23 protein-coding genes, 2 tRNA genes and 2 pseudogenes are annotated in these 26,415 nt (G+C 41.0%); 13 read left to right on the top strand and 14 right to left on the bottom strand.

The window, feature by feature from the left end:
- Nucleotides 1–219 precede the first annotated feature (219 nt).
- The 5 genes from AC1F2U_RS31140 to AC1F2U_RS31120 form a co-directional block, all read right to left on the bottom strand.
- The gene (locus AC1F2U_RS31140) at nt 220–369 is read right to left on the bottom strand and encodes a hypothetical protein (protein WP_480264632.1); all 150 of its coding nucleotides are present in this window, start codon (nt 367–369) and stop codon (nt 220–222) included.
- A gap of 104 nt (nt 370–473) precedes the next feature.
- On the bottom strand, nt 474–1,823 hold the full coding sequence (locus AC1F2U_RS31135; RefSeq protein WP_480264631.1) for a CBASS cGAMP synthase: 1,350 nt from the start codon (nt 1,821–1,823) through the stop codon (nt 474–476).
- Nucleotides 1,824–1,827: 4 nt separating this feature from the next.
- Nucleotides 1,828–2,847 carry a CBASS cGAMP-activated phospholipase gene (locus tag AC1F2U_RS31130; RefSeq protein ID WP_480264630.1) on the bottom strand — a complete coding sequence of 340 codons (1,020 nt, stop codon included), beginning with the start codon at nt 2,845–2,847 and terminating at the stop codon, nt 1,828–1,830.
- A gap of 104 nt (nt 2,848–2,951) precedes the next feature.
- Complete coding sequence (locus tag AC1F2U_RS31125) at nt 2,952–3,227, bottom strand: hypothetical protein (RefSeq protein WP_480264629.1); 276 nt, start codon at nt 3,225–3,227, stop codon at nt 2,952–2,954.
- Between the two features lie 3 nt (nt 3,228–3,230).
- Nucleotides 3,231–3,812: a hypothetical protein gene (locus tag AC1F2U_RS31120; protein ID WP_480264628.1), complete on the bottom strand. Its 582-nt coding sequence runs from the start codon at nt 3,810–3,812 to the stop codon at nt 3,231–3,233.
- 113 nt (nt 3,813–3,925) lie between these two features.
- Between AC1F2U_RS31120 and AC1F2U_RS31115 the strand changes: the two genes are divergently transcribed.
- Nucleotides 3,926–4,081: a hypothetical protein gene (locus tag AC1F2U_RS31115; protein WP_480264627.1), complete on the top strand. Its 156-nt coding sequence runs from the start codon at nt 3,926–3,928 to the stop codon at nt 4,079–4,081.
- A gap of 70 nt (nt 4,082–4,151) precedes the next feature.
- The gene (locus AC1F2U_RS31110; protein ID WP_480264626.1) at nt 4,152–4,406 is read left to right on the top strand and encodes a hypothetical protein; all 255 of its coding nucleotides are present in this window, start codon (nt 4,152–4,154) and stop codon (nt 4,404–4,406) included.
- A gap of 461 nt (nt 4,407–4,867) precedes the next feature.
- On the opposite strand, the gene AC1F2U_RS31105 is transcribed toward AC1F2U_RS31110, so the two are convergent.
- A complete protein-coding gene (locus tag AC1F2U_RS31105; protein ID WP_480264625.1) occupies nt 4,868–6,373 on the bottom strand; it encodes a relaxase/mobilization nuclease domain-containing protein in 1,506 nt (501 codons plus the stop codon).
- Entirely contained in the window at nt 6,370–6,744 is a 375-nt protein-coding gene (locus tag AC1F2U_RS31100; RefSeq protein WP_228043408.1) for a plasmid mobilization protein, read from the bottom strand. The genes AC1F2U_RS31105 and AC1F2U_RS31100 overlap by 4 nt, the downstream gene beginning before the upstream one ends.
- 766 nt (nt 6,745–7,510) lie before the next feature.
- On the opposite strand from AC1F2U_RS31100, the gene AC1F2U_RS31095 reads away from it, so the two are divergent.
- Together AC1F2U_RS31095 and AC1F2U_RS31090 are read left to right on the top strand one after the other, a co-directional pair.
- Nucleotides 7,511–8,188 (top strand): tyrosine-type recombinase/integrase, encoded by a 678-nt coding sequence (locus AC1F2U_RS31095; RefSeq protein ID WP_480264624.1) that lies wholly within the window; start codon nt 7,511–7,513, stop codon nt 8,186–8,188.
- Entirely contained in the window at nt 8,154–8,357 is a 204-nt protein-coding gene (locus tag AC1F2U_RS31090; protein ID WP_480264623.1) for a hypothetical protein, read from the top strand. The genes AC1F2U_RS31095 and AC1F2U_RS31090 overlap by 35 nt, the downstream gene beginning before the upstream one ends.
- A 300-nt stretch (nt 8,358–8,657) precedes the next feature.
- Here the strand turns inward: AC1F2U_RS31090 and AC1F2U_RS31085 are convergent, their stop codons facing one another.
- From AC1F2U_RS31085 to AC1F2U_RS31075, 3 genes and pseudogenes are all read right to left on the bottom strand, one after another.
- Complete coding sequence (locus AC1F2U_RS31085) at nt 8,658–9,110, bottom strand: HNH endonuclease (protein ID WP_480264622.1); 453 nt, start codon at nt 9,108–9,110, stop codon at nt 8,658–8,660.
- Nucleotides 9,111–9,218 (bottom strand): annotated as a pseudogene (locus AC1F2U_RS31080) (group II intron maturase-specific domain-containing protein); the annotation flags it as partial.
- Nucleotides 9,219–9,280: 62 nt separating this feature from the next.
- A pseudogene (locus AC1F2U_RS31075) lies at nt 9,281–10,327 on the bottom strand (IS4 family transposase); the annotation flags it as partial.
- Between the two features lie 566 nt (nt 10,328–10,893).
- Here AC1F2U_RS31075 and AC1F2U_RS31070 point away from each other — a divergent pair.
- From AC1F2U_RS31070 to AC1F2U_RS31035, 8 genes are all read left to right on the top strand, one after another.
- The gene (locus tag AC1F2U_RS31070; protein WP_480264621.1) at nt 10,894–12,687 is read left to right on the top strand and encodes a KAP family P-loop NTPase fold protein; all 1,794 of its coding nucleotides are present in this window, start codon (nt 10,894–10,896) and stop codon (nt 12,685–12,687) included.
- Entirely contained in the window at nt 12,687–13,442 is a 756-nt protein-coding gene (gene qatB, locus AC1F2U_RS31065; RefSeq protein WP_480264620.1) for a Qat anti-phage system associated protein QatB, read from the top strand. Before AC1F2U_RS31070 ends, qatB begins: the two co-directional genes overlap by 1 nt.
- A complete protein-coding gene (gene qatC / locus AC1F2U_RS31060; RefSeq protein ID WP_480264619.1) occupies nt 13,439–14,752 on the top strand; it encodes a Qat anti-phage system QueC-like protein QatC in 1,314 nt (437 codons plus the stop codon). The genes qatB and qatC overlap by 4 nt, the downstream gene beginning before the upstream one ends.
- Nucleotides 14,749–15,483, top strand: coding sequence for a Qat anti-phage system TatD family nuclease QatD (gene qatD, locus AC1F2U_RS31055; protein WP_480264618.1), 735 nt, complete (start codon nt 14,749–14,751; stop codon nt 15,481–15,483). The genes qatC and qatD overlap by 4 nt, the downstream gene beginning before the upstream one ends.
- A gap of 153 nt (nt 15,484–15,636) precedes the next feature.
- Nucleotides 15,637–16,704, top strand: coding sequence for a PDDEXK nuclease domain-containing protein (locus AC1F2U_RS31050; RefSeq protein ID WP_480264617.1), 1,068 nt, complete (start codon nt 15,637–15,639; stop codon nt 16,702–16,704).
- Nucleotides 16,705–16,974: 270 nt separating this feature from the next.
- Nucleotides 16,975–17,048 (top strand) — tRNA-Ala (locus AC1F2U_RS31045).
- An 87-nt stretch (nt 17,049–17,135) separates the two neighbouring features.
- Nucleotides 17,136–17,218: transfer RNA gene (locus tag AC1F2U_RS31040), tRNA-Ser, on the top strand.
- Between the two features lie 102 nt (nt 17,219–17,320).
- The gene (locus tag AC1F2U_RS31035; RefSeq protein WP_480264616.1) at nt 17,321–17,551 is read left to right on the top strand and encodes a hypothetical protein; all 231 of its coding nucleotides are present in this window, start codon (nt 17,321–17,323) and stop codon (nt 17,549–17,551) included.
- Nucleotides 17,552–17,642: 91 nt separating this feature from the next.
- Here the strand turns inward: AC1F2U_RS31035 and AC1F2U_RS31030 are convergent, their stop codons facing one another.
- On the bottom strand, nt 17,643–17,987 hold the full coding sequence (locus AC1F2U_RS31030) for a hypothetical protein (protein WP_480264615.1): 345 nt from the start codon (nt 17,985–17,987) through the stop codon (nt 17,643–17,645).
- Entirely contained in the window at nt 17,984–18,577 is a 594-nt protein-coding gene (locus AC1F2U_RS31025) for a ParA family protein (RefSeq protein ID WP_480264614.1), read from the bottom strand. Before AC1F2U_RS31025 ends, AC1F2U_RS31030 begins: the two co-directional genes overlap by 4 nt.
- A 641-nt stretch (nt 18,578–19,218) precedes the next feature.
- On the opposite strand from AC1F2U_RS31025, the gene AC1F2U_RS31020 reads away from it, so the two are divergent.
- Complete coding sequence (locus tag AC1F2U_RS31020; protein WP_414571794.1) at nt 19,219–20,427, top strand: DNA cytosine methyltransferase; 1,209 nt, start codon at nt 19,219–19,221, stop codon at nt 20,425–20,427.
- 141 nt (nt 20,428–20,568) lie between these two features.
- Here AC1F2U_RS31020 and drmB read toward each other — a convergent pair whose 3' ends face one another.
- Together drmB and drmA are read right to left on the bottom strand one after the other, a co-directional pair.
- Nucleotides 20,569–22,398: a DrmB family protein gene (gene drmB / locus AC1F2U_RS31015; protein ID WP_480264613.1), complete on the bottom strand. Its 1,830-nt coding sequence runs from the start codon at nt 22,396–22,398 to the stop codon at nt 20,569–20,571.
- 38 nt (nt 22,399–22,436) lie between these two features.
- Complete coding sequence (gene drmA / locus AC1F2U_RS31010) at nt 22,437–26,399, bottom strand: DISARM system helicase DrmA (protein WP_480264612.1); 3,963 nt, start codon at nt 26,397–26,399, stop codon at nt 22,437–22,439.
- Between the last annotated feature and the right edge of the window lie 16 nt (nt 26,400–26,415).

Here is a 26,415-nt window from a genome sequence, read left to right as displayed (position 1 = left end):
AAGGTTACAGACCAAGAGCTTGATACTATCGCAATCGAACGAAATTCTTTTCATGGTGAGTGGAACTATATTATCAAACCCAAAGTAGTCAGTTAATTGTTCAAGTTATTTTTACATAACTCCTAAGTGGCGTTAGCTGCACTAGAACCAACTTTTCCACATTTTACTTACATAAATTTTCGCCTGAAACCTTTGATTGGCTTGGCTCACTCAGAAAAATTAGATTTGCTGCTTCTTAGCAAGAAGTTCCTCTAGTTGAGTTATTCTCGCTTGCAATGCCGCTACTTCTTGTTCAGAATAGCGAATAGGAATGTGCTGTGGACAGTTCCAATTCCAAGCTTCAATGTGAAACAGAATCACTCGTTCCACTTCTGCTGACTCTCTACCTTCTCCATCTAAACTGGCGTATATATAGCCAAGCTGACACCAGGGGCAAGATAGTACAAATTTATCTAAAACTTTAGTATATGGTACTAGTTTATAATTACTTTAACTCTTTTCACTGCTATGACTCGCCCGTACTGACGCACCACACAATCCATATAGTGGATTCCTTTATACGATGAACGTTCTGTCGCAACTAATCCTTTTCCTGCTTGATGTCCGAGATCGTTATTTATTTCAGCTTCAGATCCTTCATTTCTTACTGTCCATTCAACAGTTGAATTAGGAGGAAGAAAAGAAGAGTTCATCAATTTAAAGGTAATAGAGCAGTCTTTTGGAATTGGCCCGATAAAATCTACATTATTCCAAGTATTAGTTTTTCGGAATAAAGACTTTTTTCGTTCTGCGGTGACAAAAATTGTAAGTGTAAATACTTGACGAAGTAATGAATCCTGCCTTGACTCTGAAAACTTTACGATTTCTTCTCTTGCTTCTGGTAGTGGGAAGAAATGTTTATATACTGTGCTCCATAAATCAGCCGCTTCAACTTCTGTCGTTGCTGCAAGAGCCTTTTGAGTAATCCTATGAAACGCTTCTATATGATTTTGCAATGCGGTGATACCATTTTTTCCAAGACGATCAGATATGATTTCTGTAAGATTTACTGGATTACATACTCTTGGGTTTCGTTTCAGTCGAGCTAATATTAACCTAAGAATTCCAGCAAGTGCTTCATCATCACTTGAGCGTTCTGCCTGACTAAGTGTTGCATAAGACTCTGCAACTAAAATAGTTAATAAAATTGCAGAAGGTTTTCCTTCTCCTTCTTTAAGGTTGAGACTTGCCCAGGCTTTTAAGTAACGAATGAGACGGCGTACTTGATCACGTATACTCTCAGGGATTTTATTCTTAAACCATACATAAATTGCTTTTGGATCGCTATCTTCCCACTGATCATCTTCAGTCGCCAACGCTCTCATATCGCGTGAACTATCTAAATGATACGTTGGTGTATCAATATGAAAATCGCCTTTATAATGAAGACGATTACATCTCATTTTAGGAGACGCTACTTTTTTTATATCATCTTGTTCTTGTGCATAAATCTCCATGCACTCTTGCACCATTTTTTTTAATTGCAAGGGAGAAAAACTACCTTGATGAGGTTTCCCTTGCCACTGAAAATAAATTCCTAAGTCAATATCAAATTCATCACCAATTGAAAGAGGACGTAACTGAGTAGCAAATTTATAAGATCCTTGTAGCCATGAGTAAATTGAGTATCCGCTTCTTATTTTTAATTCAGATTTTAAATAATCTGCAAGGTAATTCCATCGTTGTTGTTGCGCCTCCATCTGTTCATCAGTAGGAATAATACGTCTATGAAGTGTTTGTTTGTCTGTTGAAGTACTATAAAATAATGATGCGGCAATTCCCATAATTTTATGAATTATCTGAGCTTCGATGAGAGCCGTAGTAAAAATAAGGAGTCGGTGGTGTATGCTGTAGCATTGTGCGGAGTACTGGACTAGAGACTGCTTCACGCAACGCAGCACTTGCTAAACCTCTAATGGTGGATTGAGCGTTAGGAGTTGCAACGTCAAGTCCTAGATCACGTTCTTGAGCCTTTGATTGGATTGAGTCAATGCGAAAATAGCGATCGCCTAATTTATGGAGTAGCATAAACTCCGTCAGCTTCTGCTGTGAGGAGAGTATGACAGACATAAGTCGTGTATCGTAAAACCAATTTAGGATTCCTAGATTTCGACCAGTACTATGTGAGAAGGAAAATTGTGAAGTAGTCGTTCCAATACTCAAAATAGAAACGTGCTCTGTAGGAATTTTAAAAAAGTACTCTGCTTCATGAAGTGCCACTGAATCAGGCATATTAGCACAAAGCCCACCGTCCGTGAAAAGTTCATCCCCAATTTGTGCTAAAGGAAAAAATGTAGGTGCTGCTGATGTCGCTAAAGCAACATCGTGAACGCTTACACGATGGTCTCGCTCAAAGCGCTCATGATGAGGCGTTTTAAAAACTTGTGGTCTTCCCTTTGTCAGATTAATGGTAGGAATAACAACAGGATGTTTGAGATCGCCAATAAGTGTTGAAGGGTCAATGAATTCGTGTAGTGCGTTACGCAACCCATCATGCTTGTACTTAGGATTCACTAGAGCGCGTACAAGGTCACGCATCTTACCAAATGTTGACTGTGGGACAGGTCTATCTGAAAATATACTCTGCCCATGTTTTTCAAACGCATGTAATATGGTTGTTGCAGGAACTTCTAGTGCTAAACTTAGCGCTACAATTCCGCCTATTGAAGTTCCCGCCAAAAGGTCGAAGCATTGCGCTATAGGCTTTCCGACTTTTTCTTCTAATTCGCATAAGACAACAACTTGGTAGAGGCCGAGAAATCCTCCTCCGCTTAAGGAAAGGATTTGAAAATTATTTGCGTGCTCCATCAACAAAACCTAAAAATGAATGTGCTACCGTGTGAAAGTACGATTACTTTGGAAAGACTAAATAGAGTAGATAATAAAATAACACACTAAAGCATTGGAAGTAATCACATTCCCGGCAACCCCAGCCAACTACGCCCAGAGTTCAAAGCTGCAAGGGCTGTGTAGTAAATTCGCTCTTCGCCGAAAACTTCACCAGTAGAATTAATTATCTTAAACTGCCAGCATTTTGCAGGTGTGTGAAATACCACCAGAACGCTGCCGTCGATCCAGATAACCTCTTCAAATTTAATTGTCACCATTAATGCTTTATCAATACGGGCAAGAATTTTCCCGCATTCGGGAATTTTATGGCGATCGCCTACTTGGAATTTTGCTTTCATTATTTAGCCAAAACCTCCAAAACCTATTGTATTTATTGCTTTTCTTAGCTTTGTCTCTTTTTCCAAAGCTCTGACAACTTCGTTGCTTTCATCGTCAGATAACCTGTATTTAGTGTTGGGGTACATCTCCGATATCTTGTTTATAATAGTAGTTCTATTAATTTCGTAGCCTTTATCCGCCAACGTCCGATGAATAATATTTACTTTACGTTTCGTCGTAGGTCTGTTCACTTTTTCTAAAGCTCTCATAACTTCCTTGATTTGATCGTCAGATAACGGGTATTTAGAGTTGGGATACATCTTCAATATCTTATTTTCAATAGTAGTTTTACTAATTTCATGGTCTTTATCCACCAACGTCCAATAAATACTATTTACTTCAGAGTTTATTGTTCTTCTTAGTCTTATCCCTTCTAGCAAAGCTCTGATAACTTCGTTGGTTTCATAGTTAGATAACGGGTATTTAGTGTTGGGGTGCATCTCCAATATCTTGTTTATAATAGTAAATCTACGAATTTTGTAGCCTTTATCCGAAAATATCTGATAAATACTATTTACTGTATGCTTCATTTCACTTTTCATCATTTCCTCGCTCTTTTTATACTGCGATGTAGAAATATCGTACTTACAATTTCTTGTTCAAAGTTTCAATTAGCCAAATTCTATCATCCCGATTCATCCAAACGGTTGATTGAAACATGGCTGTGATCGGGGCGGAACTTCTGATCACTTCTGTGGACGGGGACTCAACATCGCAATTGCGAATTCATCCAATTACCGTGCGATCGCTGCGGGAGGTAGAAACTGATCCTTGGAAGCGGGAAGAGCTAAACAGAGGAAATACTGGCTGTTGAACGTTTACACCTCAAGTACTGGTGTATTACAGTACTCGTTCAAAAGAACAATGCCATACAGACATCAAGGATGAACTTGGTCATGGGTTTGAGGAATGCGATCGCGGTGGGTAAAATTCCCATTCCCAGTACTGGGAAAAAATTCACAAGAGATTTTATGCAACCACTCGATAGCGCTGCTCAATCAAAGGGGCGAACCCTGGAGCAAATGAATATCCCAAACTTTCCAAAACTTCGAGCGTTCCCGCCACTTCAATTTTGCGATCGCAGTACAAAAGATGAGGGAAATGGATTTGGAAGGTCAAGTCAAACTCATCACCATTGACACAATTTTATGCGTGTTGGCGTAGATATAGCGAAGACACTGTTGGCGAAACATTGCTTAACAATTTTGGCAACATAATGTTGCACGAAAATTATGGTTACTTCCGCAGCGATAGGATAATTAAATCCTGAACGCTTAGATAAATTGAGAGTGATTACACAGTTCATACCAAATATTTGAAAATAGGTCTGTCCGATTCCGTTTTCCCAGGGATTTCAGATCGGGGTGACAACTATATATTTACAACATCTACTGGGAAGCGATAGCCATTTGGTATGGCAATGAAAATATTACAGGTGTTGTTCAAATTTTCATCTGAGCGTGTCGGTTCATGAAGCCCTAAATGCTGACAGACAACATCTAAACTACTATCTCGCCGATAACTTAGCAGCCAAAGTCACCTGCGGGTGTTGGCTGTTCCTTAGTAGATGGGATGGTGTTTCTTTTAATGATAACTGATATCAAAGTTCCCAACCTTGAAGCTCTGGTATTCGGCTTTGGTTGGGTTGCGAGTGATTGTTAGTTAGCATCCCATTCCAACCAGCTTCACCGGGAGAAACTTGTTTGGCTTGAGGTAGTTCAGCCAGTATCTCAGCTATCAAGTCCTCAACTTTCTCATTATCTTTAAAAGCGATGACTACTGTATCGATCGCTCGCAAAAATTCTAAAGGTATTTGCTCGCTATCGCTTACACTCCAATACAATGTAGGTTTGCGCTTTTCTTTGTCAACAGTTGATTCTAAGGCAATGACAGAGAGAACTTCAATCGGGTCACTTAGTAGCACTGCTCTTTCTACTGTGGCATCTGTAGCAATCCAAAAACTACCTTTTTTTGTCGGTTCAGAGTTCAGGGGAATGGCGGTAAAGTCACCTGTTGGTTCTAGCTGCTTGGCAAGAGTTGGAAGATCATCGAGTGTGCGTTCCACAAATATTGCTTGACCTGTTTGACTTGCATAGAGCCAACCCTTTTCATACAGTTTTGTGAGTAGAGAATTGGGTAAATTGTACTGCTGGCTTAAGTTTAGGCGTATTTGCTCCCAGTTTGTTGGTTCTCGTGTAGGCAAAGGGTTTGTTTGAGTAATTGCTGGCGTGGGACTTTCAACAGTTTGCTCCATCAGTTTCTGGATACGTTTGTCATCCTGTTTTGAAGGCACTGCTGGTGTGGGATTTTCAACAGCTTGCTCCATCAGTTTTTGGATGCGTTTGTCATCCCGCTTGGGATTGTAGTTTACACCTCGATGCTTTTGTAAACCAGGAAAGGTGTATGCTTTACCAAGATGCGTACCACTAAAAGCCACACCATCAAGTTGATAACTAATGCCTTTGACAATACCTGTGCGAGTATAACCAACACGGACATTAATACCTTGTTGTTGCTCTCGCTCTATTAACTCTGGCATAGTGGGATGGTCGTGGGTTGCTTGGTCGAGCGATCGCTGAAGTCTCACTCTAACGCTCTCCTCTCCAGTTCTGGCAAGTTGCCTACGTTCACCAGTAGTTGGACTGTGCTTATCTTTTTCCCAACTTGGTTGCACTGATTGTAAATTGTATTCCTGCTCCAACTTGCGAATTACCGCTTCACTTCTGCGATCGTCCCAGCTATCAGAAACTGTAGTGCCATCTAATTGAATGCGACTGGCAGCAATATGTATGTGTTCATGAGTCCGGTCAGTATGCCGCACTACGACATATTGGTTCATATCAAAACCCATTGCTTGCAGATACTTCTGGGCGATTTCATCCCAAGTATCATCATCTAAACTCTCTTTGTGGGCCAAACTGAGAGAAGCGTGATAAACAGCCCTGCTCACCTTTGGGTTTAATCTTCGAGATATACCAAATTCAGCTGCTAATTCCCGTGGGTTTGTTCCTTCCATATTCCCACCGATTTGTCTTGCTCCATCTTTGCCAAAGAGGTAGTTTAGCAGTCCCCGAAAACTTTTACCTTTGATGTGCTTACCAATCATGCTTCATCTTGCAAATCAGTGATTAAATCAATTTCAGCAATCTCTCGCCGCACCTGTTTCACCAAATCTCTTACCTGTGACAACAATGCTCTATCTACAACCACAGGTTCTCCCATGAGTACTGAAGTATTGATTGCTTTAGCTATTTGGTTGAGATTGTTACCTATTTTCCCCAACTCCCAGTAAGTTTGGCCTGCTACTTTGGTGACACGCCTGGGCAATCTATTTTTCAGAGTCTTGGCACGAAACAACTCACTCATAGTGAGATTATTTTCATCTGCCATTAACTGTGCTTTCTCGTATTCTGCCAAAGTCAGTCTAATGTCTATCCTGTGTGAGCGTTTCTGTCGCATTATTGATGCATTAGTCATTAGCTGTTTTAAGTTTGACGACTGCACTATCATTTGTCATTGACCAAGCGGTTACTTACGATTCTGATGCGATGCCAAGATGCGATGCGAGATAATAGAATGCGCTGCAATAGCTTTGGTTGAGTACTAAGGAAGTCAAGATAGCGCTAAGGGTATCTCAAACGAAAGCGAGCGATCGCCTACGGCAAGCGTAGCCCATCGCGCAATTAAAAAGCTAATTCGCCCAAACCTTGCAGAAATTTCCAGGCTGAACTCCCAGAGAGAATTTTCGTATCATCTTCCCCTCTGTCACGGTGGTTGACCTACTTAGGTAGGGGAACCGTGAAAAGAGGGCAAGTTTGTTGCCGCACCTGGGGGTGCGTTTTTTCTCCCCAGAAAAAATGTCCGGACAGCAACATAGCTTGCTACTCACCAAAGGTTTTTTTGGGCTACTCGAATCAAGTGCTGGATGAATATGTGATGGATCTCTAATGGATTTGTATTGGATCTTTCATCGCATAATTTTTGTCAATAGCCAAGTATTGTTGCAAATAAAAATTATACATAGAATACGTATCTCAGACAAATGGATCTCTATTGGATCAACATTGTCACTGTAATGGATCTGCAATGGCTCGTTCGTGGATCTGGCATGGATCTGTAATGACGCACTTTTCTAAATTGAATTTTTTAGCAGAAAAGTAACGACTTAATTAATAGCAGCGAAAAAAAATTGATATTGCGATCGCTCTGGAGTTATGGGAGTGGGGAGAGTATTGGCTATTTTTTGCGGAATATTGCAAGTACGATAAATTACGATAATTTCAGTGATTTACCGAAGGCAGAGCGGTATCTAGAAGATTGGGAAATGGAGAAGCTGGGTAAGGCTGCCAAGCAGTTAGGGGGGCAGTATTGGCTAGTTTTTAACTTGATTTTTTATAGTGGGATGCGGGTTGGTGAAGTTGGTAGAGTGACGGTTCCGGGTGACGAACGGGGTAAGCCCAAGGAAGATTATCCGGGGTTGTATTGGTACAACTTTAAATGGCAGCCAGACCCGTTATCGGAGGATAGACAGCGGGGGTACTACACAATTAAGTTTTGGGGTAAGGGTGGGAAGTACCGGGAGATTGGCTTAGACCATCAGACTTCGCTCGTTTTCAAGAAGTATCGGAGGATGGCTAATGATAAAATGCCAGTGTTCCCGAATGTCTCGCCTGACCCAAAAAAGCGGGGGTTGCCGTTGAGCGATCGGGCAATTAAAAAGTTGATTCAGGATATCTCCGAGGTGGCGAAGGTGAAGTTTTCATGTCACTGGTTGCGGCATTCTCATGCAACGAAGGCGGTGGAGAGTAAACCGCTTTTTCAGGTGCAAGACCAGTTGGGACACAGCAAGAGCGATACTACCAAGGGGTATGTAAGAGTGAAGAAGGATGCGGGGACGGGTACAGTGTTGCCGAGGTTTTGAGGAAATGTATCTCCATGCTAGACCAACTGATAGCAGTGGGTTGCTCTTTGCAGTGGCTGTCACCTTCATTACCATCAAGGTGGTAAATCAAATGTTTCACCGGGGCAGTTATCTTTGTGGTAAGTATCGCATCCATTACATTTCCTCGCTCGAAAAAGGATTTATCTGAATTTTTGCGTACTCAAAAACGCAAAAATCTAAAATTAGCCTTTACCGCCAAGGCATTCACGCAGCGTAGCTTGCCGCAGTAGGCATCGCTATCCAAGAGAACTATGTAGTAGACAAAAATATACTACAAATGTATTATTGAAATTATTCTTAATTACAAATACTACAAATCTTCAATGATCAGCAGATTCTCTTCAACCATTAGTAGGCAGGACTGTGGTCGGGTAGCAGGACTATATCGCTATAATCCCGCCCCCTCAGAACCGGACTTGCGCCTTGCAACGCATCCGGCTCAAGCAAGTCATAGACTACAAATTGTTCCAGAATGTATTTGCTGATGGCAGTACAGATGTACAAGTTGTAGGTTGCCGTAATTGTCACCACCACCCTGAGATTTTGGCTTTTTATGATGAAGATGTAACTCCTCATCATTTAATAAAGATTCCCCGCATACAGGACAGACATATTGTTGCCTTTGGGCTATCTTCTGCCTACTTTTGATTAATTCGGATTTAGTTTTAGCTTCTTGCCGTTTAATCCAGTAGTCCCTTAATTTTGGGTCATCGGGTGATGATTTACCTTTAACAAGAATGTGCCTTTCAATCTTGAAGCAAGTAAACTTCAACATATAGGCTCCGGTTTGTTTATTACCGAAAACCCATCGGTCAAATGGTCTATCAAGATTTAGATTTCCCCAGTATTTAGCCTTACTCCAGCTATCAGATTTATTTCGATGAGTGCGTTTGGCATACATTTTCTGTTTCTCATATAACCAATGGTCAAGAGAATTGAAAATTTTGGAGGCTACCCCAACTCGGAAGTAATTCGCTTGTCCCCGAATAATCGGATTGAGCTTTTTAATGACTGCATCTGCTGACTTACCTTTACAGTTAAGCCATTCAGAACGCAGTTTACTCCGAATCGGACTTGTAGCTTGATACCATTAATAGAACCAGTCCATAAATAAGATAGCCCCAGCAAGCGTTTTACTGTGTAAAAAGCTTCTTCAACTCTCCATCTTCGGCGGTATAAATCTGCCACAACATAAGGAGGTAAAATTTGTGGTTCAAGGACAGAAGTAATGTAAGAATAGCTAGTTTTACCAACTTTTATTTCGATTAAACGTAAACTTAGTACTGGTGCGCCACCATGACCAGTACCAAGTTGAATCAATCGGTCTTTAAGATAATGGTCATAGCTAAAAATCTTTAGATATTTAATAGATGCTTTGGCTTTTAAACGAGTAATAAAATGGACTTCTTGATTAATAAGTTGTTGTAAAAACTGGAAATGATAAAAACCTCTGTCAAGTAAAATTAAAGTCTTAGCAGTCACTAAATTTAGTAACCCCGCTTCAAAATTAGTGTCCGAAGCTGCGGGATTAGTGTGAAACCAAACTTCAACAGGTAAACGAGTAACCAAATCAATAACTGTACAAATTTTTCCAGCTAACTGTCCTGTTTTCAAGTCTTCTAGGCTTTTGAGCTTACGGAATAAGGCTTCTAGAGTTGAGCCATCAGCAATCCAAATTCTTTCAAAATTACAGAGCGTAAATTTAACGCTATCTGGCAATGGTCGTTGTAGTCGTTGTTTCCAATTCAGTTGTAATTGAGGTAGTAAATCTTTAAAAACTCTTTCAAATAATTCAGCAGGGAAAACTAAAAATCTTTCTGAAAGTGATTGTTGAGCAACTTTGGTAACTTTACACCATAATAAACCTTCTCGTGCTAACAGGCGATTTAACTCTTGAACACCAGGAACTTGTCGCCATAATAGTGTTAATACTGCTGCCACCATTAACGATAAATTCAGAATTCTATCTCGTAATCCTAATTGCTTATAATATTTTTGTTGAGCAAAAACTACTGGTGTTAATAAAGCTTCTAAGTGTGAGGCGATCGCTTCATTATCTATAGTAGGAGTATTATGTCGGTGTGGGTGGTCAGAGTTTCGTTTTGCTGTTTTGGGCATAGTAGTAAACTCAGCTTTTTATTTTCTGGTTTGATTACTGAATTTACCTAAAAATGTTGCTTAATTTTTGCCAAGTTATTCTGTCGTTACAATACTTTTTTTTACCTTATTTAAGTTGTCAAGTACCTTTAAGATAATGATAATCGTGTATGGGGGGAGGAGGCAAGCGTCGCTTGCCTCCTCCCCCCATACACGATTATCATTCTTATTAATACTATTTTGAGTATTTTAGCTGATTGACAAAAGGCACTTTATTCTAACCTCTCACGAATGGGGTTACTGTGTCAATACGTAAGAATAAATACCTAAAAAACAATCTATTATCGGCATACACCACAAATTCTTGTAGGTGTTATAATTATTTGCCGCCATTGGACTATCTACCTAGACCTATTAATTAACATCCACTTAACAACAGGCGATACATGCTAAACTCAAAAGCTCAAGTATTGTAGTAACGTTTGTAATTGTTATATTACGATAGTGGGTGCAAAAGTATTATTCTCACCATAAAACTTGAAAGCTTCTGCGTTATTACGTAAATGAATACTTAAAGGAAAATGTGAATGTGGGCAGATCGAGAGTCAGAGATTGATTATTTAAATTTTGGTGAAGTTTCTGAATTAGCGGTTGATATACTGACTGCACCAGAGATGCTACCAGTCTCATTAGGCATCTTTGGTAACTGGGGTGCAGGAAAATCTTCTTTACTTAAGCTCATTGAGAAAGATTTGAAAAATTTAAATGGAGAAGAGTCTAAATATATACTTGTCAATTTTGATGCTTGGTTATACCAAGGCTACGATGATGCTCGTGTAGCAATTCTTGAGGTAATCGCCACTAAACTAAATGATGCGGTCAAAGACAATAAAACTTTGCTACAAAAGACACAAGGCCTCTTAGCGCGAGTCAACATATTTCGCGTTATGGGATTCGTTGCAGAAGGTGTTGCGTTAGCTCACGGCGTACCGACTGGAGGGCTGCTTGCTCGAGGAATTAGTTCAAGTGAAAAATTCTTAGACGCATTTAAAGGTGAGAAGACACCAACAGAAAACGACTATAAAGAAATAACAAAAGAAGCAGAAGAAGCAAAAAAAGCTACCTCGGAAATCCTAAAAGATGTTCCAAAAATTACACCGCCTCAACAAATTGCGGCTTTTCGCCAAGAATATAGTGAAATACTCACGGAACTTGGAAAAACCCTAGTTGTAATTATTGATAATCTTGATCGATGTTTACCAGCTAATACTATTCATACGTTAGAAGCTATACGCTTATTCCTGTTTCTCCCAAATACTGCATTTATTATTGCAGCGGATGAAGACATGATTAGAGGTGCGGTTGCTGATTACTTTAAGGGCACAAGCGATCGCCACCAGATTGATTACATTGACAAACTCATACAGATGCCTATTCGAGTACCCAAAGTTGGGATTCGTGAGATAAGGGCTTATTTATTTATGTTATTTGCTGTCGAACATCGCATTGATAACACCACCTTGGAGAAACTCCGATGTGAGTTGGAACAATCGCTTCAACAATCTTGGAAAGAAGATCCTATTAAAACAGACAAGCTACTAGAGATAATTGGTGCAGCCAGCAGTCAAAGTTTGGTTGAAGCTTTTGACTTAGCTGATCGAATTACACCTATTCTAGCCACTTCCCCAAGTATTCAAGGTAATCCTCGCATTGTTAAACGCTTGCTAAATGTAGTAAAGATGCGAACAAAAACTGCAAAACGTCGTGGAATGCCTCTAGATGAAGGCATTATCACCAAGTTGGTTATATTTGAGCGCTGTGCTGGTGCAGAAGCAACTTCAGACCTTTACCGACTGATTGACGCTGAAGCAGGTAAACCGAAGATTCTTAAAGAGCTTGAAACCTTGGATGGGGAGCAACTTCCTTCTGGCTTACCAAAAAGTTGGGAAAGAAACTCAGATTTTATTCAAAAATGGAGTAAACTTAAGCCTGAATTACAAGGTGTGGATTTACGGGCAGCAGTCTATTTGTCTAGAGAGACTATGCCTATTGGTGTTTATGCAATTGGGTTATCTCCAGATGCCCGCGAAGCCTTGGAAACACTTGTGAAGACTAAAAATATTTCCTCTACTGCTGCAAAAGACGCTTTAAGAATGTTACCAGTAGCAGAACAAGTACCTGTGATGGAAGGGCTTATTAGTCATTTAAGGCAAACATCAGACTGGACTAAGCAGCCCGATGGCTTTGCAGGTGCATGTTTACTTGCCGATTCTTCTCCAGAAGCAGCAAAATTCCTAAGTCGGTACATTCACAGTTTTGATGATCAAAAACCGTGGATGAAAGCATCCCTAAAAGATAAACAGTGGTATAAGGGCACATAGTGGGGACATCACAATCACATCCTGGCCCTGGAGGCAAATCATCTCTAGTACCACCTTGGGCGGATGACCAGCCACAACAACCTTTGCCAACTCCTCAATCGTTACGCTTTAAACCTTTTCGCCAAGCATTTGGGAACTTTGTTAGTACTGGCAATCCATCAGCACTCAAGTCAGCTTTAGGACACTACGCGAGGAAAAGTACCGGAGGTCGGACTACCGCAGCTAGAAGACTAGGCAATACAGTAAAAGCAGGCGCTGCACTGTATCACACCCTGACTGGTGGAGGTAGTGTAGCAGATGGAGACGTTGCTATTGATGTAGGCTCTTTGGCTGGAATGCCATCGGAAGCTGCAATCAATAGTATCACTCAAGCCTTAACTCCCTCTGGAGGAGATTCTGACAAAATTCGTAGTGCAATGAATTGTGCGCTTGCAGAGGCCCTTGATGGAGTAGCTATTTTTGACTCCAATGCAATTACTGATGACATGATTATCAATACAATGATTGTCTATGTGTCTGAAAGTATTTTCTTACAAGTGGTACAAGATGCAGGTCAAGCATGGATAAAAGCAGACACACCAAGTCAGGCAATTGCAGCGGAGAACTCATTAAGAGAGCTTATTAAAGTTGAGGTTGATATCCATATGGCTCCCATGTTCAGCGGTAATGCTCGGTCATTAACAAAAAGCCAAATAGCTAGGATACAGCGCGATGTCATCAATGCTGTATGGTCAGAATGGGAGAAATATCAGTGATAACAGTAGTGGTAGATCATATTCCCCAACGTCTTCCAAAATTATCCGACGAGGTAATCCCAGTACAAATATATGGACTTCATGGTCGCCAACAAGGAAATATTGCAACTATTGGTAGTCCTTTGATAGATCCCATCAAGCGATTAGGGATTTATATCTCACCCACCGAACTTGATTTTATGACACTGGCATTAGCAGTGACTGCTGCCGATACTTTTGTCCTAAGAAAAATGGCAGATGATGGCTGGACAAGAAATATTAGACTGAAAGTTCCTCTATATCAGCCAACAGTTTGGCTAAACCAGATACAAAACTTTGAGAAAGCTTTGCATTTTCTCAGTGGTGATTTATGGAGCCTAGAAATTACCGAAGGAGGATATAGCCCACCTGATCCCTATTCTCGGCATCATAGATATCGCTTAACCCATCTTCGTGGAAGAGACTGCGTATCTTTATTCTCAGGAGGTCTTGACAGTGCGATTGGGGTAATTGACCTCATAGAAAAAGATAAGTCTCCTTTATTAATAAGCCATGCCTACAAAGGAGATAAATCCCGCCAAAACTATATTGCCAAAAAGTTTTTGGGCAAATTTTCACGATTTTCAGTCAATGCTAATCCTCTATCAGTGAATGGAAAGACTGATATTACAATGCGTACAAGGAGCTTGAACTTTTTAGCTTTTGGAGCAGTTGGAGCATTTGTTGTAGCTAAAGTAAATCAATTAGAGAATATTCCACTCTATGTCCCAGAAAATGGATTCATTTCAATAAATGCTCCACTAACCTCCAGAAGAGTAGGTTCTTTAAGCACTCGAACAACACATCCTTATTTCTTAAGCTTAATACAGTCTATCTTTGATGCTGTACAAATAAAAACAACTATTATTAATCCTTACCAATTTAAAACAAAGGGTGAAATGCTCAGTGAATGCAATAATCAGCATGTTTTGCACGAAATTGTATCTAGCACTGTATCTTGTAGCAAATGGAAGCGTAAAGGCAAGCAGTGTGGTAAATGTGTCCCTTGCCTTATAAGACGGGCTGCTTTCATGTCTTCAGGCATTACAGACCTAACTTTATATGAATATCCAAATTTATCAATTGTTAAGCATGATCTAAAAAACCGTGATGATTTATTCGCCTTAATGATAGCAATTCAACGATTATCAACAAAAAATGTTAACGCATGGCTATCTGACAGTGGCCCACTTACACTGGACTCAGTAGAATTTGATAAATATAAGCAAGTTTTCCTACGTGGGATAAAAGAAGTAGAAGAATTTCTACAAAAGGAGGGAATTCTCTCATGATCGATATGCACTGTCACCTTGATCTTTATCCCAATCCAAAAACGGTAGTTCAGCGGTGCGACCAACAAAATATTTATGTTCTTTCTGTCACAACTACACCAAAAGCATGGCAAGGCACTAAAGCATTAGCTGAAGGCTGTAAGCGCATCAGGACTTCTTTAGGACTACATCCTCAGTTGGCACATGAACGTCATCAGGAGGTCGATTTATTTGATGAATTAGTATCAGGTGCAAAATACATTGGAGAGATAGGATTAGATGGTAGTAAAGGCTATGCACAATATAAAGATATTCAACTCTATGTTTTAGAACACATCTTAGGTTCTACAAAAAAAGCTGGTGGCCGCATAATGTCAATTCACAGCCGAGCTGCGGTTGATTCCTTTCTTGATTGTTTTGCTCAGTATCAGGATGCAGGGATTCCGATATTGCACTGGTTTACTGGCACACAAACGCAGCTTAAAAGAGCTATATCTTTGGGATGTTGGTTTTCAGTTGGGCCAGCAATGCTTGCAACTAAAAAAGGGAAATCTTTAGTAAAAGAAATGCCTAAAGAACGCATATTAACTGAAACTGATGGGCCATTCGCAAGCCTTAATCAAAAAATTTTAATGCCTTGGGATGTTGAAAAAACCATACCTGTGCTATCAGAATTATGGCAAATTAGTTCTGAAGAGACAAAGTTTACTTTGACCTCAAATTTACAATCAGTATTAAAAAGTATTACATAATTGTAGCGATTATTTTTAGCTTTAGCTAGATAAGCGACGCAGAAGGTATTAGGTTTTGATTGTTCAACAAGTATAAATAGTTGCGTATTCACACACAATCGGTTATTACCGTTAATGTAAAATACAGTAACCGCCCGATACGTTCTTCTACTTGTGACCGATTCCCTTTTTCCTGAACTGACTAACTATGACGCTTTTCTAAGCACCCTTAAACAGCGCATTCGCACCGCACAGGTGCAGGCGGCACTTGCTGTTAATAAGGAGTTAGTACTCCTTTACTGGCAGATCGGCAGGGAGATTTTACAACGCCAGCAGGATGAAGGGTGGGGAACGAAGGTCATTGAACGTCTGGCTAAAGACTTGAAACGGGAGTTCCCGGATATAAAGGGGTTCTCCCGTACAAACCTGCTCTATATGCGGGCTTTTGCAGAGGCTTACCCGGATGAGTCATTCGTCCACCAGCTTGGTGGACAAATTCCCTGGCGGCATAACTGCGTTTTACTGGATCGCGTAAAAGTGCCAGAGCAGCGGGTGTGGTACATCCAGCAGACGACCCAAAACGGCTGGAGCCGCGCCATTCTGGAGATGCAGATTGAGAGCCGTCTTTATGAACGCCAAGGCAGTGCAGTCACCAATTTTAGCCAGACCTTGCCTCAACCCCAATCTGATCTGGCGCAGCAGCTTATCAAAGACCCGTATAATTTTGACTTCCTGACCTTGGGCCAAGAGGCGCAGGAAAGGGATTTGGAGCGGGCGCTCGTGGAGCGTATTCGTGACTTTCTTCTGGAACTGGGAACGGGGTTCTCGTTTGTGGGAAGCCAGTATCCTCTGGAGGTCAGCGGACAGGAATACAGGCTTGACCTCCTGTTTTATCACCTCAAGCTGCGCTGCTATGTCATCATTGACCTTAAGATGGTGGAGTTTAAACCGGAATTTTCGGGGAAAATGAACTTTTATGTGTCCGCAGTGAACGCTATTCTGCGGCATCCTGATGATCAGCCTACCATCGGCATCATTCTTTGCAAGTCCAAAAACAAGACGGTTGCCGAACTGGCACTCCAAGGAATGACGCAGCCTATCGGCGTTTCTACACACCAGATAGGACAAGACGTTCCAGACCAGCTTAAAGGCATCCTGCCTACGGTGGAACAATTGGAGCTGGAACTGGATACGGCAGTCGCCGAACTTGAAGCACAGAAGGAGAGCAGGCTGGATACGTAATGTTTCTATGATGCCGTAATGTGCATTTTAACAACGTGTCTATCATAGAGTTCTCGTCAGTAAAAGTTGCTATTTCGGACTCACTTTGTGAACGCTGCCCGTGGCAGATAGAAAAGCGAACCAGTCCTCTTAATTAAATGCACTTTGTTTTTTTACAAAGGTTTTTGCACAAGTGTCAGATGCCGCTAAAGGAAAATTGGATCGCATAAATGAGGAGTGCAAAAAGCGTACTTTTTGCACTCTCTAATTGTAACGACCACTCCTGCTCATGGGTTCGTAGCTCTAATTGGGAGAGCGCCTGTTTTGCACACAGGAGGTTGTGAGTTCAAGCCTCACCGAATCCACTCTTGGTGTCTGAAGCCAAAGCGGTCGCGGCGCTGGTTTGTGGAACCAGTCATAACGGGTTCAAGCCCCGTCAGATACCCCTCAATGGAAGATGCTGCTCAAGGGAGGGCAACTAGTCTTGAAAACTAGAGCAGGGTAACACCTGGGGGTTCAATTCCTCCATCTTCCGCTTTCCACCTGAAGCCGAAAAGTGAGGCGCTGTGCTGATAACACAGATTATTGAGGGGCAGTACCTCCCAGATGGATTTTTCAATAAGGATTTTGAGAAGCAGTGCAAGCCATACATAGACGCGCAGTGGCTTGCCAACAAGCATCGCCACATTCAGCTTGGGAGCAATGCGAAAATGTGAGATCGGGGTTTAATTATCAACTACATCGCCATATTCTCAATAAAACCAGGTTTATTTCGTTGCGATCGCATCCCAAAATACCTATTTCCGTTCTTGGTTTTAGCACCTCACAAAATCGCATTGCTCCCTTCAGCTTTTACTGGACTGCGTAGTTTACCGCCGTAGGCATCGCCTTGAAGTCACATAGTTAAAAACTCAAATATCTAAAAATTTAACTTTTCAAGTTTTTGAATATCTGAAACTTCAGGTACGCAAATTTAGCCATTGCTCTAGCAAATCTTGAACAAGTTCGCTAAACTCCCGCTTTTCGCCATTCTGACTGGACTTTAACAGTTCAATTTTGACTGCTGTGTGAGTATTTCTTTTAATGTAAGCAGTTACCTGCTCATAGTCAGGGTCAGAGCGTTTGGCTTTGGGTCGTCCCCGTTTTGGCGGTTCGGTTTGCAATTGGGCAACTGGCTTTCGTTCTACCTTTTCAGGTTGTTGAACTTGTGGCAATTGAATTTCTGTTTCCTGGCTTTGATTTTCTGGCTCCGGTTCAGGTTCACGACCCTTTGCTGCATCCAAAATACCTTTGAATTTGCTCACTTCATCACCTCCTGACCGATGCTTTGATAATCTCGCCAAGCAATTTTGGCGCGTGGGTCAGAAATTTTGTTAACTGGTACACCAGCTAACGCGGCTTTTTGAAAGGCAACTGCATCACGGACACTACACTTAAATAGAGGTAATCCAGCCTCAGTTAACATTGCCCTTGCTTCTTCTCCATCTCGCCGGGGTTTAGGTGGAACGCGAGTAATAAGGATGCGAAATTTATCAGCACCTAACGAATTGAGAGTAGTAACAGTCTGCATCAGGGCATCAAGTGATAAAGCATCCGGGGTAGTGGGAAGCACAAGTAAATCACATCCTTCCACAAGTGCTTCTAAATCTTCCTGTTCCGGTCTTGCTTGGGTGTCAATGATAATGTGCTGGTAATTCTTCGCATACTTTGCAGCTTGCCGCTCATCAATCACTTTGAAGGGCAGAGCGCCACGTTTTGACCAACCGCTAGCAGAACGGTTTGGGTCGCCGTCAATCAGTAATGTTTCCCCTTTGGTTTGTAAGTAAGCTGCTAGGTGGACGGCTGTTGTAGTTTTGCCCACCCCTCCTTTGAACGAAGCGACTGTGATAATCATGATACCTCCAGGCAGTAAAGTTTTAAACTGCTGAAAACTTGAAATTTTAAAAATCTGAAATTTTAAGTACGCAAAAACTTAAAATTTCGATTTTATTAATTACTGTACCTGAGTTTGGTGGTTGATTGTCTATTTTAGTTTTTTGGATATTTGAGTACGCAAAAATCAAAACACTGTCTTCACTCTGGCAGTTCTGTACTATTTGACTAAGTATTTGAGTACGCAAAAATCTAAAATTAACTCTAGCAGGATTGCGATCATCCGTATGTTGCCGTAGATGCCCGCCTTGTGGTTCTGCCAGAAGGTAGAACCACAAGGCGGCTGTTTTAGTCGATTAAACGCATTTTTATACAGTAAAGGTTGTGGTGTGGTGTTTTGGCGCTCTTTGGACTTGCATGAAAGCTACAATCTCTCCCACTACCTTCGGAAAGCGTGCGGTTTTTCAAGCTGGGCGGTGGTTGTCTTGAATTGCAACCCTTTTATTCTGGTTAATTTGTAGCTTGTTCAATGGTAATTTGTTTTAAACATTCAAAAAAAATTCTATTTTTATTTTTACCGATGAAAGGAAATAAAAATATAATAATCTGATCTGGTCAAAAAAAAATACATAAAATTCAGCGTGAATGTCAAAGAAAGTTCAGATGAAAATTGAATATCCCACTGTACTCGATATCTTTTGCGGTGCAGGTGGAATGAGTTTAGGTTTTCAGAATGCTGGCTGTCAAATTTTGGGAGGAATTGACAATAATCCACATGCTATCAGGACACATCATAGAAATTTTCCGAACTGTAGATTGGAACTGGATGCTCAAGATGTCAGAAATGTTGATTTTTTAGAGCTTCCGATTAAACCAGGTGAAGTTGATATTTTAATTGGAGGACCACCTTGCCAAGGATTTTCAGTTGTTGGTATTGGTAAAATGAAGTCTTTAGAACGACAGCGAGGAAATGATCCTGAATTAAAGGTAAGAAATGACCCAAGGAACTTCTTATACAAAATATTTATTGATTTTTTAAATTATTATCAGCCTATTTTTTTTGTAATTGAAAATGTCAATACACTTAAAAGCAATAAAATATTTCCAACGATTATTCGAGAGTTAGAAAATGGATTACCTGTTCATCAGCATGATTATCCAGGTTATGACCTTTTTGAACCAAGGATATTAATTGCCTCTGATTATGGTGTTCCTCAACTTAGAAAACGCCTGTTTATTGTTGGTAAGCGCAAAAATACCAACCTGAGTTTTGAGTTCCCTCAAAGAAATATAGTCCGTCCAATTTCAGTAGGAGATGCTATTGGAGACTTACCAGAACTTAAACCTGTATCTATGGCTTTGAGGAGTAAAATTTCGGGACCAAAGCAGGTTGACGTTGAAATGCCATATAATTGTCCGCCCCAGTCTGAGTATCAAGAGAAGATGAGGATTAGAAAACAACAGGGAGAGGGTGTTATGAATCATATATGTCGCGCTCATAACGAAAAAGACCTAGCTATATTTGAAATGTTGACTCAAGGTGGTAAATATAAAGACTTGCCCGAATCAGTTAGACGCTATCGCTCTGATATTTTTAATGATAAGTATAAACGTTTGAAGTGGAATGAACCCTCATGGACATTAACTGCACATATGCAAAGAGATTGTTTAGCTTATATTCATCCAACTCAAACTAGAAGCCTTTCTGTGAGAGAAGCTGCTAGACTTCAAAGTTTTCCTGATGACTTTGTATTTGATGCGCCTATGACTAGGATGTTTGAGTTAGTTGGTAATTCTGTACCCCCTTTTTTGGCTGAGGCGATCGCCAGACCTATTGTTGAGCAGATCAAGGCTTACAAAGCAAGTCATTAGCTAGTTAAATTGGCAATAATTATAGATAGAAAAGTGATAATACTATCAAAGCACTTAGATATAGTGTTAACCTCTATCTTTCAAGATCGATTTAACTGAGCATATCCCTGTCTCCATCCAAGGTAAATATAGTTACATGATTCATGGTAAATTTTCCAGTAGCAACTGCCTATCAAGTAAAGTATTTCTGTGTTCGCAAGAAGTTTCAGAAATGAACTGGCAGGCATAACAAGCAGAGCCATTAACTCTATCTTCTCCAAATTCTTCTTCAATACAAATTGGGTCATTAGAGCAAGCATCTACATTGCGTAGAGCAGACTTAAGAATACGTTCAAAATGAGGCACTAAACCGATTAGTCCTCCCAATGTACCATCCCCTCCAGATTGGGCTGTATAAAGTAGTAAACCACCAACGGTCTTATTATTTTCCGTGTAGGTGTAAACTCGTTCCCTAATAGCTGCTGACGAATAACCAGAATCCACTGATAGTGCTGTAATTAAACGATGACTTAGTGTATGCCACCAGACAAAAACAGGGTGTAAATAACTCGTTTGAGATCCCGGCATAGCCTTAATTTTTCGGTAGCCATCAGTGGAGTTATAAGCTGACAACCAACGACTATAAGCCGACCCTTTTAAAGGAAAATGTTCTGAAATGCCTTTTGGTTCTTCTGTAGATATCAAATCTAAAAAAATACCTTCACCAAATAACTCAACACCTGGATGCCAAGCGATACTTTCATCAGGTGGTCTATACTCAACAGGGACAACTTTAGGCTGTGGATCATCCTTATCTGTGCTAATCGGTCGTGTATAACCAACCTGTACCATTACCACCCGCAAGCGACTAAGCGGTGTAACCCGTAAAATTCGTCCTGAATCTAACGTGAATGTCTCCACATTTTCGTGGTAAACTTCAAACTGATTTGGACCACCAGGTTTATCTGAACGATGCGGTGGAGCGCCATAACAAGCAGCGTTACTCAGACTTTTAAACTCTTCTTGTTTCAGGTTTTCTTCAGTTGCGTTGTGTTGTCTTGTTTGTTCATTAAGAACATCATTGGCAGCATCAAGGATTTCTCGTTCACTGTATCGCTTAATAGTTTCAACAGATGTTTGGTTTAAAAGTCGTTTTGTCACCAAATCATCTAACATCTGGATAATTTGGGATTTGGATTCTATCTTCATAGGCAAAGCAGCAAGAATAGCTCGACATTGTAGCAAGCGATGTAGAGCGGTATCTAATGGTGGAATTGTTAGGGCAGTTCGGAGTTCAGACACCCTTAAGTTAGCAGCACCACGCTGAATAATTTTGGCTCGTTTCTCACATCCTGCTGGATCTTCTCTTCGTTCTGGAAATCTACCACTACATTGAAACTCTCTAGAGTAAGCTTTCCCAAAGTTTTCTGCTCCGCTACAATTGGGACAGATAATCTGAATATTTCTGATTGCACCTCCACCCCCTTCCCATTTGTAAAAGTCTGCTCCCTGACATTCGCGTTTATGTTTTATCAGTGAGCGCCACGGGACTTCATGCAGATGTCCATGAGAACAAGCTAGAACAAATCTGACTGCCTCCTCACGAGATTTCTCCCAAGCCTTATAAGAATTTTGTAGTTGTCCACAACTTGGGCAACCAACTTTTTCCTCTCTTCTATGTTGATAGAGAATCCCATGTTTTGTACATAAAGACCAAGTGGGAAAATGGTAAGTTTGGTAAACTGAAATGCTTTCAGGTTTTCCTAAATCAGCATTGGATGGAATATAGAAAATTTTATTGCCATTGAGCAAGGTTTGGGACAGCCTCAAGTCTGTGATTTCATAATCTTCCGGTCTGCGCCCATTATCAAATAATTTGGATTGGCTGGGTGCTGCAATCACCACCGGACCATCTGGTGTTTCTAGAATACTACCTGGTCCAAAGGTAGTGATGTATTGTGAAGGACGCAAAGATTGACCTTTACTTGCCATAATTTAACTTTTTCCTTGATTGGCTTGATTTTGCTGATTCATTGAATATAGCCAAAGCGCGTCATAGATTCGACTTCACGTAAAGACTGGGGAGAGTTGCGAAAGACAAATGTAAAACCTTGTTGCTGATGTTGGTCATCTCCTAACACAACAGACTTTGTAGGAGGTTTGTTAATTGCGTACTCTACATAAACTAAATTATTTTCTTGTTGTGCAGTAGTTTCCCATCGGTCAAATCCTCCTTGCGCCTCCCGATTAACTTGGTCTTCTGGTGGTCTTCTGGTTTCTAGCTGAATTTGCGATCGCCTTTTAATAACTTCGGTGATACATCTCAACTCATCTGAGTTACGAGCATTTCCAATTCCAATGTGGCTAGCATCCGCCGCCCATTGAGATACAACATTTACTCCCTGAATTGTTCTAGCTTGTCGCAGTAATGCCACTGCTACTGGCCCCATCCCCCGTTCTCTGGCTCTAGAGGCAAAGGGAGTCACTGTAATCGGCTCCACATAACGGTAAATCGCCCTATGATAGCCAGTGAAAAATTCATAATGATCTAAGTCTCTGGGACGACTGGCCCTAAAGAAAGTAATCACCAGCCCTCCAGTTGAACGACCGACACGACCTGTAGCTTGGATATAAGATGAAGTAGTTTTTGGCTGACCATTAACCACCATTAAACCCAAGCGGTCAATGTCAACACCAGTACCGAACATGGAAGTACTTAAAACAGCATCTCTGGCATCTGGTAATGGCAGTGACAGGCTGCTAAGTAAACCAGGTAATTCAGTAGAATCCATACGACTGGAAAGTTCAATCGCTTCTTCTAGTTCTCGTCCGGTCACTTCCATAATATCTGCATTGTGCCGCAGTCGTTCAGGAATGTCTTGACGATAAAGTGTGACAGCACCTGCCAATTCCCGAATCGCATTAAAGTAGCCTACCAACGTCCAAAATGGGTCGCAGTCACTATCGCTATATCCTGCCTGTTTCAGTTGCTCAATGCTCTGAAACATTGATGAATAGATGCGAACAATAGGAGTTTGAGCGCCCTTCCCTGGAGCGCAAACAGCTACATAAAGGCGACCACTAGGATGCTTGCCATTAGCATCTATCTCTAATGGATGAACATTCCTTGGTGTTCGAGCAAAAAAACTGTTGTCCGCTGATAAAGCAGGAGGCGGGAATTGAAAAACAGAGCGGTTAAACAAACATTGTACTTGCGATTGAGACTGTCGCACTGTTGCAGTGGAAGCAATGTATTTAGGGCTGACAAGTTGACCCTGATACATTCGTTCACATAGAGTATCGACTGCTGTTTCGTAAAGCCCAACCATGCTACCAAGTGGCCCTTCTATTAAATGAAGTTCATCTTGCAGAATAAGGTCAGGTGGCAGGAGTGGATTGACAGCTTTATTATGGCTTTTAGGATCGCTAGCCCCTGCATTATCACGATAAAATCCAGACCTGCTATTGTAATGATTGATGTTTCCAAAGAGCGCACTTGCTCTTGGCTCAAAGGCTAAACGGGCAAACTTATCAACTGTAGCTACTAACAGTGAAGGAATACGGGAATAAACTTGATCGTCAACTGTATAGGCTGAAATTGGAATTCTTGAAGAGAAGCTTGAGGATGAGTTAGTGTACCCTTTAAAAGCTTCAAGAGGTTGTTCCCAGACAAATTTATCAGCAGCAATAGTTTGTTTATCAAATTTTTTATTAAATTCAAGAGGAACTTTTTCATTCCAAACTTTTTGGCTGTTAAGTTCACAATTTGGATAGGGACAATATATTTCAAAGTTCTCTACATTTTCTTTTCCTTTGTTTGTTCCTATATAAATTCTCTTGAAATATCCAGGTCGGCTGATTCTAAAAGGGACTAAATTTAAAGAGTTTAACTGGGGCTGAATTTTATCTCTCCACCATCCCTCCAGCTTCCCTACTGAAAGTTTTGATCCTTTTTTTATGTTCAGACTTAGGGAAAGGGTTATATAGTTACTAGAATTGACAATAGGAGCAGAAGAAAAAATCGGTTCGGATTCAAGTTCTTCCCAGTTTTCTGTTTGGTGATAAATTGATGGGTTAGCAACTGCCCCCTGCATAACTAAATGAATTGTGTGTGTCTTTCCTCCTAGTAATCCGTCTCTTGGTATGGCTAGGATTGACCCACAACAAGGGCAGTTAAGAATCTGAGATGGGTCGCCTTCTACTCCTGTTTTGCCTTCCAATGCTGAAATAGCACCTAACAAAGGATTACTGTTGGGAATGTATATATCTTTCAAGCGATTAGGGGTTACGCTACCACCAACCCATAGTCCCACAGAAAAGCGAGTCGTTCCCCAAATATGATGGTCGTTGCGCTGACAATCCTTCGGTCGCCACCCCACTGGAGAACCCATTCCTAAGTTTTCAACTCGTAGCACTTCTGAGGCAACAATTAAGCCTAAAGCGCGACGAAATTGTTGAATTGTTAACAGTCTCAGGGTATACCTAGAAATTACACTAACACCCTGTCCAGTTGGATCTTTAGAAGAATCTTTACCAGAGCGTAATCTTCTCAATCCTAGTGTGAAAGCAGCTAATCCCAAATATGCCTCAGTTTTTCCCCCACCTGTAGGGAAAGCTAGTAAGTCGCAAGTTTGGCGATCTGGATGTAAAGGATTAGCGATCGCCGGGATATTCATTAGAATAAATGCTAGCTGGAAAGGTCTCCAGGTAAAATCATATCCTGGTCTTCTCCAAGATGCCTGAAGATTAATCGCTTTATTTGCAAAACAAAAAGCCAATCTTACTTCTTCATTTTGAATAATTAATTCAATAGCTTCTTGTATTCGCCGCTGAGTTATGCGACAGTTTTCCAGATGTCGATTAGCGGCTCGATGATATCTAGGCTCTAATTGACTGACCGTAGTTTGTTGTTGATGAATCCAGGCTGCATAACCGTCAACTAGAGGCTGTAATGCTGCACGCATTACGGTTGAATTCCATGCTTGTGCCAGAGTAGCAGTATTTAGGTCTGGAGTCTGTTGTATTTCAGATTCCCAATCAATTGCAGGGGATTCAACTGGGTAGCAAGGTACATATTCTGTTCTACAGTCTGGCAGACTAAACTTCTGCCATTGCTGTTTTCCACATTTAAACTGTACAGGAAAACCATCAATCCATTGCAGTAAATTTTCTTCTTTACAGGGGCGCTCAGGGTCTATTTCTTTCCAAATGGCTGCACACAAGTGACCCCGCGCATACGCAAGATATTCTCGATATATCAATTCTAATGACTCGTCTTCTTCCTGAAGACTTCCGAGTTCAGGAGTCTCATCAGAAGGCTGAAAACTATCAAAAGGCAAAAGCTTTGCATTTTCTCCAGTCACAACCCGAATTTGAGGTTGAAAAATTAGGTCGCTAGTCTCAAAGCGTCTCTTTCCCGACTCACTCAGTGGGTCAATTAAAGAAGTCTCATTAACTAGGTAAATTGATACTTTGTAGGTGTTATCAGAGCGAGGAACACTCCGAATTGTGATTTTAACTGCGTCAATTTCGGAGATCGTTAAGTTGTTTGTGATAGAAATCGGTTCAGGGGTGATATAAAAATTGGGAATTCGCTTAAAGACCTGATTTCCTTGGGGATTCCTCTCAGAACGATATCGCGCCCAAGTTGCACAAATTTCTATTGTTGGTTCAATCCCTTTCGTAGCACTAACAATAAAAGAAATACCTAAAGAACGAGGTTGTGATTTTGGATCTAAGACAGGTGCAGCAGCAGCTACAGGACTATCTTGATCTGATTCATCCTCGCCATAGTCGTCCATTCCAGTCCCTAATATTTCTGCTTCCCCCTCAATCTCTTTAGCATCTTCATCGCTGGCATCCCTGGGAATGAGGACACCAGTGATAAATTCATTGCGTGGATCTTGCTGGCTGGGCAGTACCTCATAGCAAGACTCTCTGGGTCCAAGAACTTCCTGTCTGAGATTAAGTAGCAATTCTGTTCTGACTGACACAATTCACCTTACTATA

The sequence above is a fragment of the Nostoc sp. LEGE 12454 genome, assembly GCF_056620565.1.
This window is presented reverse-complemented; position numbering and strand designations above follow the sequence as displayed.

Bases quoted from the DNA above. Each gene is read 5' to 3' on its own strand.
- AC1F2U_RS31135 (WP_480264631.1), bottom strand. From the start codon at position 1,823: ATGGGAATTGCCGCATCATTATTTTATAGTACTTCAACAGACAAACAA.
- AC1F2U_RS31130 (WP_480264630.1), bottom strand. From the start codon at position 2,847: ATGGAGCACGCAAATAATTTTCAAATCCTTTCCTTAAGCGGAGGAGGA.
- AC1F2U_RS31125 (WP_480264629.1), bottom strand. From the start codon at position 3,227: ATGAAAGCAAAATTCCAAGTAGGCGATCGCCATAAAATTCCCGAATGC.
- AC1F2U_RS31120 (WP_480264628.1), bottom strand. From the start codon at position 3,812: ATGATGAAAAGTGAAATGAAGCATACAGTAAATAGTATTTATCAGATA.
- AC1F2U_RS31115 (WP_480264627.1), top strand. From the start codon at position 3,926: ATGGCTGTGATCGGGGCGGAACTTCTGATCACTTCTGTGGACGGGGAC.
- AC1F2U_RS31110 (WP_480264626.1), top strand. From the start codon at position 4,152: ATGAACTTGGTCATGGGTTTGAGGAATGCGATCGCGGTGGGTAAAATT.
- AC1F2U_RS31105 (WP_480264625.1), bottom strand. From the start codon at position 6,373: ATGATTGGTAAGCACATCAAAGGTAAAAGTTTTCGGGGACTGCTAAAC.
- AC1F2U_RS31100 (WP_228043408.1), bottom strand. From the start codon at position 6,744: ATGACTAATGCATCAATAATGCGACAGAAACGCTCACACAGGATAGAC.
- AC1F2U_RS31090 (WP_480264623.1), top strand. From the start codon at position 8,154: ATGCGGGGACGGGTACAGTGTTGCCGAGGTTTTGAGGAAATGTATCTC.
- AC1F2U_RS31085 (WP_480264622.1), bottom strand. From the start codon at position 9,110: ATGTATGCCAAACGCACTCATCGAAATAAATCTGATAGCTGGAGTAAG.
- AC1F2U_RS31070 (WP_480264621.1), top strand. From the start codon at position 10,894: ATGTGGGCAGATCGAGAGTCAGAGATTGATTATTTAAATTTTGGTGAA.
- qatD (WP_480264618.1), top strand. From the start codon at position 14,749: ATGATCGATATGCACTGTCACCTTGATCTTTATCCCAATCCAAAAACG.
- AC1F2U_RS31025 (WP_480264614.1), bottom strand. From the start codon at position 18,577: ATGATTATCACAGTCGCTTCGTTCAAAGGAGGGGTGGGCAAAACTACA.
- AC1F2U_RS31020 (WP_414571794.1), top strand. From the start codon at position 19,219: ATGAAAATTGAATATCCCACTGTACTCGATATCTTTTGCGGTGCAGGT.
- drmB (WP_480264613.1), bottom strand. From the start codon at position 22,398: ATGGCAAGTAAAGGTCAATCTTTGCGTCCTTCACAATACATCACTACC.